9 protein-coding genes are annotated in these 11,105 nt (G+C 60.6%); 5 read left to right on the forward strand and 4 right to left on the reverse strand.

Going from position 1 to position 11,105, the window contains the following annotated elements:
* Positions 1–418: 418 nt before the first annotated feature.
* Positions 419–3,202: a di-heme-cytochrome C peroxidase gene (locus ABSE61_RS25675; protein ID WP_423873948.1), complete on the reverse strand. Its 2,784-nt coding sequence runs from the start codon at positions 3,200–3,202 to the stop codon at positions 419–421.
* Between ABSE61_RS25675 and ABSE61_RS25680 the strand changes: the two genes are divergently transcribed.
* On the forward strand, positions 3,201–3,449 hold the full coding sequence (locus ABSE61_RS25680) for a hypothetical protein (RefSeq protein ID WP_423873949.1): 249 nt from the start codon (positions 3,201–3,203) through the stop codon (positions 3,447–3,449). The genes ABSE61_RS25675 and ABSE61_RS25680 overlap by 2 nt on opposite strands.
* Here ABSE61_RS25680 and ABSE61_RS25685 read toward each other — a convergent pair.
* The gene (locus tag ABSE61_RS25685; RefSeq protein ID WP_423873950.1) at positions 3,446–5,197 is read right to left on the reverse strand and encodes an adenylate/guanylate cyclase domain-containing protein; all 1,752 of its coding nucleotides are present in this window, start codon (positions 5,195–5,197) and stop codon (positions 3,446–3,448) included. The two genes, ABSE61_RS25680 and ABSE61_RS25685, sit on opposite strands and share 4 nt — an antisense overlap.
* Before the next feature lie 108 nt (positions 5,198–5,305).
* Positions 5,306–6,247, reverse strand: a complete 942-nt coding sequence (locus tag ABSE61_RS25690) for an acetamidase/formamidase family protein (RefSeq protein WP_423873951.1) — start codon at positions 6,245–6,247, stop codon at positions 5,306–5,308.
* A 66-nt stretch (positions 6,248–6,313) separates the two neighbouring features.
* Between ABSE61_RS25690 and ABSE61_RS25695 the strand changes: the two genes are divergently transcribed.
* From ABSE61_RS25695 to ABSE61_RS25705, 3 genes are all read left to right on the forward strand, one after another.
* Positions 6,314–7,117 carry a YdcF family protein gene (locus tag ABSE61_RS25695; RefSeq protein WP_423873952.1) on the forward strand — a complete coding sequence of 268 codons (804 nt, stop codon included), beginning with the start codon at positions 6,314–6,316 and terminating at the stop codon, positions 7,115–7,117.
* Positions 7,118–7,206: 89 nt separating this feature from the next.
* Positions 7,207–7,992, forward strand: a complete 786-nt coding sequence (locus ABSE61_RS25700; protein ID WP_423873953.1) for a DUF169 domain-containing protein — start codon at positions 7,207–7,209, stop codon at positions 7,990–7,992.
* A 28-nt stretch (positions 7,993–8,020) separates the two neighbouring features.
* Positions 8,021–9,199, forward strand: coding sequence for a saccharopine dehydrogenase family protein (locus ABSE61_RS25705; protein WP_423873954.1), 1,179 nt, complete (start codon positions 8,021–8,023; stop codon positions 9,197–9,199).
* On the opposite strand, the gene ABSE61_RS25710 is transcribed toward ABSE61_RS25705, so the two are convergent.
* The gene (locus tag ABSE61_RS25710) at positions 9,150–10,391 is read right to left on the reverse strand and encodes an FAD-dependent monooxygenase (RefSeq protein WP_423873955.1); all 1,242 of its coding nucleotides are present in this window, start codon (positions 10,389–10,391) and stop codon (positions 9,150–9,152) included. The two genes, ABSE61_RS25705 and ABSE61_RS25710, sit on opposite strands and share 50 nt — an antisense overlap.
* Positions 10,392–10,484: 93 nt before the next feature.
* On the opposite strand from ABSE61_RS25710, the gene ABSE61_RS25715 reads away from it, so the two are divergent.
* On the forward strand, positions 10,485–10,988 hold the full coding sequence (locus ABSE61_RS25715; RefSeq protein ID WP_423873956.1) for a MarR family winged helix-turn-helix transcriptional regulator: 504 nt from the start codon (positions 10,485–10,487) through the stop codon (positions 10,986–10,988).
* Positions 10,989–11,105: the final 117 nt, after the last annotated feature.

Consider the following 11,105-nt stretch of genomic DNA (forward strand, 5'->3'; position numbering starts at 1 on the left):
AGTTTGACCAAGCGTTTGTTGGCGGCGCTTCGGGCGCAGTGATATGTAGGGAATCAAAAGGGAGCTTCTACGAATGAGAGTTCTTCGAGCCGTGGCCTTATTGTCCTTATTGCTCACCGGGCCCGTTCTGGCGCAAAAGGCGCAACCGCCGCCGCCTTCGGACCCGCCAAAGTCGCCGTCGCAAATCGAGGCTGAAAAAAATCAGGATCGGGCCTACAAAAATTCGCTCGGCAATATTCCGGACAAACCTCCAGCTGACCCGTGGGGCGGTGCCCGCGCAACCGAGGGGTCCACAAGCAGCACGCCCACGCCGACCAAGCGGACCAAAGCCAGCACCGGCAGCAGCACCAACTAACCGGTTTCAATGTTCGGGCGACCGAGGCGAAAGCTTCGGTCGCCGTTTGATTCGTTGAGCCGACTACAGCGTCTTCAAATATTCGATCAGGTCGTAACGTTCGTCGTCGGTCAGCAGGCGGCCGATCACGCCAGGTTTGCCGGGCCCCGGCGTTCCCTCAAGCGAGTGGCCGAGGTTACTGTTGCCGGGAATCGCCGCTCCCTTTGAATCGACCGTAGCGAACAGCGTCTCGCCGTGGCGGCATGCCGCCTTTTCCCCCGGTTCGACGTGGAAGCCGACTTGGTGCGGATCAAAATCGCGCGTGCCCATGCAGAATTGTTGCGGCCGCTCGGCGGCGGGTTTGAGCATCCAGTAGAGCGAAGGCACCGAGCCGTTGTGAAGATAGGGAGCGGTGGCCCAAGCGCCGTTTAACGGACGCGCGCGGTAGTGGGTTTGCTTGGCGTCGCCGGGATTGGGGCAATTTTTTCGAGAGCGCCAGAGCGCCTGTTTTTGCTCATCCGTCAGGTGGTGGTCTTCCATCCATTTGTCGCTGGCCTTTTCGACCATGATCATCAGAGCGATCGCAAATGACATCTCGGTGGTGGTGGAGGCCGGTACGCCGCCGCATCCCCAACGCTTCGCAAGGTAGCGGTCCGGTTCGAGATCCAGAAAACCGGGCACCTCGACCGTACGCAACATCAGGACATGGGCTTGGCCCGGGTCGGTGCCCATTCCGCCCACGCCCTTCTGGACCTCATCCAGTACGGGGCCGTCGCCGTCCTTTTGCAACTGAGGCGAGGTCCAAAAGCTCTTGTCCGGAAACTGCGTGTCGAACGCGTGGTCGTTGACCGGCCCGAGGTGGCACTCCGCACAGATCTCGGCGTAGATCGCGCGGCCCTTGGTGACGCGCTCGCGATCGATCTTCCAGGCAGGATCGTCCTGGAAAATATCCGCAGGCCATTTCGGCGACTTGAGGCCGGTGAATTCCGGCGGATTTTGCTTAAACGGATCGTCACCGCGAAGCATCGCCTCGATGCCCGCCAGATTTTCAATGTCGACGGAGGAACGGAATAGCGCGTCAGGCGCAGTGTCGGGCGAGAGGTTGATCAGCGCGGCGACGCCGAGCGCCTCGCCGGCATTGCGGATCATCGGTTGCGAGATCGAGGCGTCGTACTGCGCCCACCAGAACCACGGCACGGTCCAGATCGGCGGGAAGCTGACCGGCGCATCGCGCAGGTGCATGTTCTTGTCAGACACCGTGAACCCGCTCAGGGTCATATCGGTGTAGAACACCTGATTGCCGATCCGGTTCAGCGCATCGAGCCGGCCGTAACCTTCTTCGGTGTCCTGCCCATGCACGCGGCTGTAAAGATTTCCCAGCGTGGTTGCCTGTGCCTTCACGAACGCTGCCGCGTCCGACAAACCTTTCTCCAATTCTGCGCGTTGGGCAGCAGTTGCGTTGGGTCCGAGCACGCGCGCGGCAAAGCGGTTGAAGCGGGTGGGGAAAATAAGCGTATACGCGATGGAGAGACCGGTCGCCTGCTCGAGCTTCAAAAGGTTCACCATGGCCGGGCCGCCGTCATAGCGGATGCTGGTCCCCCTATAATAAATGCTGCCGACGTGGCAGGCCGCACAGGTCAGGCCGATCATATCGGGCAAGGGCGCGCTGGTCGCGGGATCGGTCGCGCCGCTCAGGCGCGCAAAGCCGACGGGCAGACCGTCGAAATTCTCGACCGGCCACTTGTCTGAAAGCGATGGCGTTGACGCCGGTGCATCGGCGGATTCCGTATAGCCATAGCTGAGCAGCGTGGCCTTGTCGGCGTGGATAGTCTTTGGACTTGGAATGAAGCCGAAGCGCTCGAGATAGGCGCTGTCGCTGAGCAGACCCGGTCGGGAAAATAGATATATTCTCGGCTGCTCCAGCGCCACGAACCAGGCGTAAGGAACCGGAAAAGTCTTGGTGCCCTGGCTCACATGATGAAACCAGTGCCGGTCCTCCGTGGACCAGTTCTGATCGAGCCAGCGCGCCGACTTGACGGCCGGCGTGTCCGGCAGCGGCGGAGGCAGCAACTGCGCCAGCTGCGCCGCCTCGCCAGGCAAGCTCGCCAAGAATCCTCGAAGCAGATCCGGAAATTGTGTGATTGCGAGCCCGAGCAACAAAATCAGGGCCGCAACCACGCCGACGGCTGCCTTGGCTAATCTGAAAACAGAGCCCGGCGCCGGGGCAGGCTGCGCCAGTCTCGCCACGATGCGTGCAGGAAATTTCCGCTCCACGAACAGCGTCCTGACTTCCGCGACGCTGAGGTAACGATCATTGCCTTCGCCCTTGCCCTGGATATTGAGCAGCACCGGCCATTCGCCGTTCATCAGCAAGCGGTCGATCGCGCGCCGATGCCCCTTGGCGCGTTCGAAATTGGCGTTCATGTAGGTCGTGATCTGCTGCGAGTTCAGCCCGCGTTCGGTGCCGCCGTCAGGATTCGGATAGTCCGAACCAAATTCGGCCAGGCGCGTGATCTCGGATTCGTCGACCTCGCCGTCGACATTGAGGATTCGCGAGCCGGCGCCACGCTTGTCCAGGGGGCCATTGCGCAACGCGTCAAGAACGGCACCTGACCACCAACTCCTGAGCAGGCGCCACGGACTGAGCCCGTTGGCGATCAGCGCGACCCCAAAGGTTTCCATTCCGACGAATTTTTTCTTCAGACCTTCTGTGCCGCTTGCGGCTTCGATTTTTCCTGTCAGCTTCGGCAGCGGCACGATATGCCCGCCGACATACCCACCCGCGACCAGGCCGCGCAGGAAGGGGCAGGGGTTGTCGGGCGAAGCGGGAATTGGTTGATTGGGGCCGGGAGCGTTCGGGTCTGACATGACCATCAATCCTCAAAATGCGGCAGTGTCAAAACGGGCGGTTTCGGATTGGAGAGGAATGAGAATAGAAGCTTCAACCGGCATCGCTCTACCTCTGGGTGTGGTCGAGCTTCAGCATAATCCGATTCAGTGTCAACTCTACGCAGGCAAATTGCACTGCGCAATTTTTCGCTTGTCCGCGCGCGTCATCGACGGCTTGTCTGATTTTGTCGAGGCGTTTTCGGGGCAGGACGATCGGCTGAATTAACTGGCCGGGACGCCCGCTTTCAGAAGCCCCTCACGATAGTGGGCAATATCGGCAGGGTTTTTCCAGCGGAAATTCCTTAAGTGCCGTTCGACGGTCACAGAGGGAAAGCAATTCAAAAGAACTTGCGTTGCCTTTGCAGCCTCCTCAGCCTGTCCCATTTGCGCCAGCGTCGCCGCCCTGACCGAGAGCACCTGGAGGTGATTGGGATTGAGGTACATCGCTTCGCGCGTCCAGGACAGGGCGGCGTCATATTGTCTAAGCATATAGTGGGTGAAGGCGAGCAACGCCGTCCACTTATACCGGGGGTCGCTGTTGCCGCGCTGCACGGCCGTGGAGAACAGTTCGATGGCCTGTTCATGCTCGCCGATGGCAAAGTGACATAGTCCGAGAATTCCCCGCGCGCCCATGTCGTACGGATTGAGGCTGACCGCTCGCTTCGCCGCTTCCATCGCGGCGTCGTGACTTCCTTCCATGGCGTGCATGTAAGACAAGAGGCCAAACGCAAAGGAGGAGCGGGGATCGAGTTGAACGCTGCTTTCCGCGAGGCTCATCGCCTCGGTCCACAATTCCCTGGTGCTCTGGATCCACCCGTATTGGATGCCCTGCACCATGATCGTCGCGAGATAGGCGCGTGCAATCGAAAGCGAAGGATCGAGAACGATGGCCTGCCTGAACAAATCGATCGAGGCTTCGAAGTCGGTCTTCGTGTGCCTGTAATAACGGGAGAGGCCTTTCAGGAACCGGTCCCATGCGGTCGGGTCGGCTGACGGCCGGGCCGGTGCTGAAGCCTCGGCGCGGAAAATTTCCGGTGCGATCGCAGCCGACAGATTCGTGGTGAGTTCATCCTGCATCGCAAACAGGTCGCCGATATCGCTGTCATATCGGCCAGCCCACAATTGTTCCCCGCTCTCGGGAGCGATCAGTTGCGCCGTCACGCGGATCTTGTTGCCGGCGCGCCGCACTGAACCCTGGATCAGATAGGTCGCGTCGATTTCGCGCGCGATGAGGCGGGTACTGAGATCTTTGCCTTTGAACGAGAAGGTCGCGTTTCGGCTGAGAACCCGGAAGAAAGATTGCAGCGACAAAGCGTGAATCAGGTCTTCGGTAAGACCGTCGGAAAAATACTCCTCCGCACGGTCGCTGAGATTGACGAAGGGAAGCACGCCTATGATAGCGGTTCGATACTGAGCCGGAAGATTCGACCTGTTGTGAGGCTCGGGGTCGTTGGGTTCCAACCCGCACGGATCCCAGGTCCATACGCTGATCGCATCCTCGATATTCTTGAAGCGGCGGGTGCCGGCATCGATCAGGGGAACGTGGATATGTTTGCTCGCCTCCTGGTAGGCCTTTCCAGAAACGGCGACCCCGCCGGGAGTGGCGACGGATTCCAGGCGAACGGCGATGTTGACGCCGTCGCCGAAAACCTCGTCCTCGTCAGCCATCACATCGCCCATGTGAACGCCGAGACGAAACTGCATGAGCCGGTCCGAAGGCAACTGGCTGTTACGCTCGGCCATCAGCATCTGGATGTCGATGGACGACTGGAGCGCGCCAACGACGCTTGGATATTCCAGCAGGAACCCGTCGCCGGTATTCTTCACCAGGCGGCCGCCGTGATTGAGGATAACGGGATAGATCGCGCTGCGGTGGGCCTTGAAAGTCGCATGCGTGCCTTCCTCGTCGGCGCCCATCATGCGGGAGTAGCCGGCGACATCAGCGCAAACGATGGCGGCCAGGCGTCTTTCCATCCTTAGCCAATCTCCTGTGGTCGTGGTCCCGACGTGCCGGAAGGTACGCGGTCGGGGCGCTGAATCCAATGGCTTAAGCGCGATGTCCAAGGGCACTTGCGCGAGCGTTCACCCGTGAACAATTGCCTTGGCGATCATGCAGTGGATGCCTTTGGAGCCGTTGACCGTCTGTGTGACCCGAAGATCGGCCGCCAGGCTGCACAACGTATAGGCATCTTCACGCGACAGGTTTCGTTTTTCACCCAGCAGCACGATCATGTCACGCAACGCCTTGACGACACATTGGTCGAGATCGGGATCCATGGCCATCGTCATATAATGCGTCGGCGTTTCCGCGCGCGGATAACCGAGCCGCAAATCCTTTCGCAGGGTCAATTTGAAGCGTCCCTGCAAAGCCGTTTCGATGGCGGTGACGCAGACTTCGCCGTCGCCCTGAACGCCATGGCCGTCGCCGCAAGAAAACAGGGCGCCCGGCACAAACACCGGTAAATGGAGCCTGGCGCCCGGCGTCAGTTCCTTATTGTCGAGATTGCCACCCATCGTGCGCGGGACCAGTGAGGTGATGCGGCCCCAGGCTGGCGGCGGCGCCACGCCCATGACGCCGAAGAACGGCGCCAGCGGCAGGTCAAGCCCCCACGGCATCCGGCCCACCATCCGCGTTTTGTCCAGCGGAATATTCATCAGCCGGGGCTCGGGAAAATCGTCCGGCAACGTGCCCGCCAGTGGCCGGATGAGATTGTAGCCCCAGTCCTGACGCAACTGGATATCGAGGATCTCGACTTCGAGCACGTCACCGACTTCGGCGCCCGCAACCGCAACCGGCCCGGTCAGGATGTGACCTGGCACCATCCGTTCGCTTTTGGCATGAATGTCGTCCAATTCCGGGGGAACGTGAAAACGGCTGCGATCCGGCACCACGTCGGGCCCGCCGCTGACGGTGTCGATGGTGATCTCATCGCCACTTTCGATGGTAAGGACCGGACGCAGTTTGGCTTCGAAGAAGCCCCAGTGGCAGGTTTCGGGGCTGGCGTGCAGGTGATGATGCTTCATGACGGGGCTTATAGGCTTAAAGGAGGTCGCGTATGACGCTGTATCAGACAATCCAAGGGGTCCCTCGTGTTTTTTTTGTTGTCGAAAACGCTGGGCACGATGTTGTTACCGGTGAACTTCCTGATCGGCGCCGGTGTGCTGGGCGCTATGCTTTTGACTACCCGTTACGCCGTGCTCGGCCGCAGGGTGTTGGCCACTTCCGTTGTGCTTTTGGCGCTGTGTGGATTTTCGCCGGTCGGAAAGCTGTTGATCCTGCCGCTTGAGCAGCGGTTTCCACCATGGGACCCCGCGCGCGGCGCCCCGGATGGCATTGTCGTACTGGGCGGAGGGATCGAGCCCGATCTATCGGCTGCCCATGGCAGACCGATCCTCAGCCACTCGGGCGACCGGCTTGTCGCGGCGGCGGAGCTTGCCCGTCAATATCCCAATGCCCGCATCGTCTATTCCGGCGGCAACGCCAATTTGGTTGGCGATGATTCCGCAAAAGAGGCCGACTACGCATTGTCCATGCTCGAGAGCCTCGGTGTTGCCAAAGCGCGACTGACTGCCGAGCGGCATTCGCGCAACACGGTCGAAAATGCGGAATTCGTCAAAACGGTCGCCAATCCGAAGGAAGGCGAGCGCTGGCTGTTGGTGACATCGGCCTTTCATATGCCGCGCTCAATCGGCCTGTTCCGCAGGGCGGGATTTAAGGTGGAGGCCTATCCCGTCGATTGGCGCGTGAGCCCATCCCAGGCACTGTCATTTTCCTCAGTTGCCGTGAATGGTTTGGAGCGCACCGAGATCGCCATGCGTGAATGGATTGGCTTGACCGCTTACCGGTTGACCGGAAAGACCGACGATTTCCTGCCGGGGCCAGGCCAGAATTAGCTTTAGCCTCGTGGTCGCACCCGCCGGCCAATCGGGTTAGGATCGGTGAGAAGCGCGCGATCAAAAGCGCCGGTCCCGGAGGAAACGCCATGCAACAGCGGACATCATCCGAAACACTCGACCTGGCCGGCATGGCGGCCGATTTGAACACCCTGCTTCGCCTCAAGACGACGGTGATCGGCCTGAAGATGTTCGCAACCCTCGAGGAAATGACTGATATCCCGAAGATCAGGCGGCCGACCGCGGTCCACACCACGGATCAGATCGTCAGCATGGCCTCGCGGCTCGGCTGGACCGTGGGCATCACGGCAGACGATCTCGTCGGCGCGCAATGCCGCGCGGTAATTGGGCTCGGCCCACAGGATGAGAAATGGCTCGAAGGCGCAAACTATGTCGGGGTGTGGCACGGCACGGCCGAGGATGCGCGCAAACGCCAGCAAGCACTCGACGTCGTTCCGTTCGGCCAGTATCAGGCGATGGCAGTCTCTCCACTCGCGAGCGGCCGGCTTAACCCGCCGGATATTTGTCTGGTCTATGCGACGCCGGGCCAGATGATCATCCTGATCAACGGGCTGCAATATACCGGCTACAAGAAGTTCGAATGGGGCGTGGTCGGTGAGACCGCATGCGCGGATTCGTGGGGACGCGCGCTCAAGACCGGCGAGCCGTCGCTTTCGCTGCCATGTTTTGCCGAGCGGCGCTATGGCGGCGTTCCTGACGAGGAGATGCTGATGGCGCTCAAGCCGTCCGATCTCGCCAAGGCCATCGCCGGAATGAAGCAACTGGCCAAGAATGGCTTGCGCTATCCGATCGCTCCTTATGGTATCCAGAGCGACGTGCGCGCCGGGATGGGCGTGTCCTACGGCAAGAAGTAAGTCGCTCAATTATCGCCAGGGAATGAAAATGAAATCTGCGAAATTCGACATCGTCGTTTATGGCGCGACCGGATTTACCGGCCAGCTCGTCGCCGAATATCTGGCGGCGCATTACAAGAACGACGCGTCGTTGAAATGGGCGATGGCCGGACGCAGCCTGGAGAAGCTCGCCTCCGTTCGTGATGCGATTGGGGCGGCGGCCGATACGCCGCTGATCGTGGCTGATTCCGACAATCCGGCTTCGCTCAAGGCGATGATCGATCAGACCAGGTCGGTCGTGACCACGGTAGGCCCGTATCTGTTGTACGGAAATGAATTGGTGGCGGCTTGTGCGGCTTCAGGCACCGACTATTTCGATCTGTGCGGCGAGGTTCCGTGGATGCGTAAGGTCATCGATGCGCAACAGGCGAGCGCAGAGCGAAGCGGCGCGCGCATCATGTTCTCCTGCGGCTACGATTCCCTGCCGTTCGAACTTGGCGTGTTCTCCTGTCAGGAAGCGGCGAAGAAAACCTTTGGTGCACCGGTAGCGCGGGTCAAGGGACGGGTTCGCGCCATGAAGGGGACTTTCTCAGGCGGCACGGCAGCGAGCGGCAAGGCCATATTTGAGGCCGCCGCTAAAGATCCGAGCCTGCTGGCCCTGGTACGCGATCCCTTTGCGCTGACGCCAGGTTTCACCGGGCCGAAGCAGCCGCCAGGCAACAGGCCGGTGTTCGATGAAGATTTGCAAACCTGGTTGACGCCCTTCTTCATGGCCAACATCAACACGCGCAATGTCCATCGCTCGAACGGCCTGTTGGGATTTCCGTACGGACAGGATTTCGTTTACGACGAGATGCAGATCGCCGGCCCCGGTGAGGAGGGCGAAGCGAGAGCCAAACGCATCATGGCGGCCAACAACAATCTGGCTTCAGCAGTCATACCAAAGCCGGGCGAGGGGCCCTCGAAGGAAGAGCGGGAGACCGGATATTACGATCTGCTCTTTGTTGCTGTGGCTCCCGATGGCCGCCAGGTTCGCGCGTCGGTCAAGGGCGATCGCGATCCCGGCTATGGATCGACATCCAAGATGATTGCCGAATGCGCGATCTGCCTGTTGCGGGACACGCCCGACGTTCCCGCAGGGATTTGGACGCCGGGCGCGGCCATGCAGCACAAGCTCATCAAGCGGCTCGTCGATCATGCTGGCCTGACATTTCAGGTCGAGGCGTGATGCTGCGCGAGTCATAGGCGAACATGAAGTCCATTCCGCGCGAGGCGATTGGCATAAGCATTTTGAACATCCGGTCACGAATCCAGGCGCCCGCCGCGCTGAATTCGCGCTTGCCGTTGCCATTACGGCGAGCGATCGCGACGATACGTTCCACGCGTGACCGGCGTTCCTGTTCGAAGGCCTGAAAGGTCTGGCCAAGTTCCTGGGCTTCCCGCATCAAGCAGCCGAGCCTCATGGCGTCCTCGAGTGCCAGCGATGCGCCCTGACCCGCATGGGGGCTGGTCGCGTGCGCTGCGTCGCCGATCAGAAGCGTGCGGCCGCGCGACCACGCCGGCAGGGTTGCGACATCGAACGTATCGGTGACCAGGATGTCTTCGGCGGCGTTTAGGATGCGCGGGATCGGTTCATGCCAGCCGGCATGGAAATCGAGCAGGTGCCGTTTGATCGCCTGCCGGTCCATCGCACGATAGGTCACCGCGTCGAGACCTTGAGACGGTTGCGTGCTCCACCACATCCCTCCACTGTGCGGATCTGGACTGCAAAAGCCGTAACCGAAGAAACCGCTTTGCCCGAAGGTGGCCTCGATCCGAGATCCGATTCCGGTGTCCTTGATCAGGCATCTCGGCACAAAACCGCCAAAGCTGACCAATCCGGTGTCAAACGGCCGTGGCCCGTCCGGCAGGACATGCTGACGTACCATTGAATGCACGCCATCGGCGCCGATGATGAAGTCGCCCTCGGCGCTGCTGCCGTCGGTGAAATGTGCGACGACAGGCCGGTCGGCGCGATCCTCGATGCGCGCCAGCCGCTTTTCGAATCGCAATTCGACATTCTCGCACCAGGCCGTGTTGACGATCGCCTCCATCAGGGTGGAACGGCGCATATTCACTGCGGGCTGTCCGAAGCGCTCTTTCATATTCCGGTTGATCGAGCCGATCCGGCGGCCCGATTTCGAGCAGAAATCGAAGGATTCCGAGATCGAACCGGCGGCGATCATGTCGTCGGCAAGCCCGATCGCGGCCAGCACGCGCATGCCGTTCGGGGCGATCTGCAGGCCGCCGCCAATTCCGGTCGAGTAGGGAAACGCCTCGAATAGTTCGGCGTCGAAGCCGGCGCGCTTGAGGAGGATCGCGGCCACGGGTCCGGCGATGCCGGCACCGATGATCAGGGCTTTTGGAGAACGGGAAACCATGGCTTGCTCCTATGGTTGCAGTGAGGTACGAAATTACGGATACTAATTATCTTAGTATCTAAGAAATATATCAACTAAGATAATGGAGCCGCCTTGTCAAGGACGAAAGCGCGCGCCGTGCTGCTGCAGGAACTCGAAAACGCGATGCGGAAATCGTCCGCGCAGGGAGCGATGTTTGCGAAAGCCGTCGCCGAGCACGCCGGCATCTCCAGTTCCGACATGGACTGTATGGATTTCATCAACATGGAGGGCCGAATGACGGCCGGCCGGCTGGCCGAACTCACGGGGCTTACGACGGGCGCGATTACGGGCGTCATTGACCGGATGGAAAAAGCCGGCTTCGTGCGTCGGGAACGGGATGAGAGCGACCGGCGTAAGGTTTTCATTGCGCTGGTGCCGGAACGGCTTGCCGAAATCGGCGGCCTCTACGAACTCCTGCAGCGCGCCATGCAGAGGCAGACCGACGCCTATACGGACGCCGAGTTGAAGCTCATTTCACGCTACGCGACGGAGAGTTACCGGTCGATTCTGGACGCGACCAATCAGCTCAAGGCGAAAATCGAGGAAAAGCCGAAAAAGAAAGCGCGTCGGGACTAGTATCTTGCCACAGTGATTATGACTCTTTGGCCGTAACCGGGTAGGCGCGGCCCATTTTGGCGCGGGCTTTGTCGGTTGTGAACATCCAATTGATGCGAGCGCCGGCGGCGTTTCGTT

The sequence above is a fragment of the Bradyrhizobium sp. genome, assembly GCF_049519115.1.
Taxonomy (GTDB): Bacteria; Pseudomonadota; Alphaproteobacteria; order Rhizobiales; family Xanthobacteraceae; genus Bradyrhizobium.

What these genes read in the sequence shown, in the direction of transcription:
- ABSE61_RS25700 (WP_423873953.1), top strand. Translation starts at nt 7,207, where the DNA reads ATGCAACAGCGGACATCATCCGAAACACTCGACCTGGCCGGCATGGCG.
- ABSE61_RS25685 (WP_423873950.1), bottom strand. Translation starts at nt 5,197, where the DNA reads ATGGAAAGACGCCTGGCCGCCATCGTTTGCGCTGATGTCGCCGGCTAC.
- ABSE61_RS25680 (WP_423873949.1), top strand. Translation starts at nt 3,201, where the DNA reads ATGACCATCAATCCTCAAAATGCGGCAGTGTCAAAACGGGCGGTTTCG.
- ABSE61_RS25675 (WP_423873948.1), bottom strand. Translation starts at nt 3,202, where the DNA reads ATGTCAGACCCGAACGCTCCCGGCCCCAATCAACCAATTCCCGCTTCG.
- ABSE61_RS25705 (WP_423873954.1), top strand. Translation starts at nt 8,021, where the DNA reads ATGAAATCTGCGAAATTCGACATCGTCGTTTATGGCGCGACCGGATTT.
- ABSE61_RS25690 (WP_423873951.1), bottom strand. Translation starts at nt 6,247, where the DNA reads ATGAAGCATCATCACCTGCACGCCAGCCCCGAAACCTGCCACTGGGGC.
- ABSE61_RS25710 (WP_423873955.1), bottom strand. Translation starts at nt 10,391, where the DNA reads ATGGTTTCCCGTTCTCCAAAAGCCCTGATCATCGGTGCCGGCATCGCC.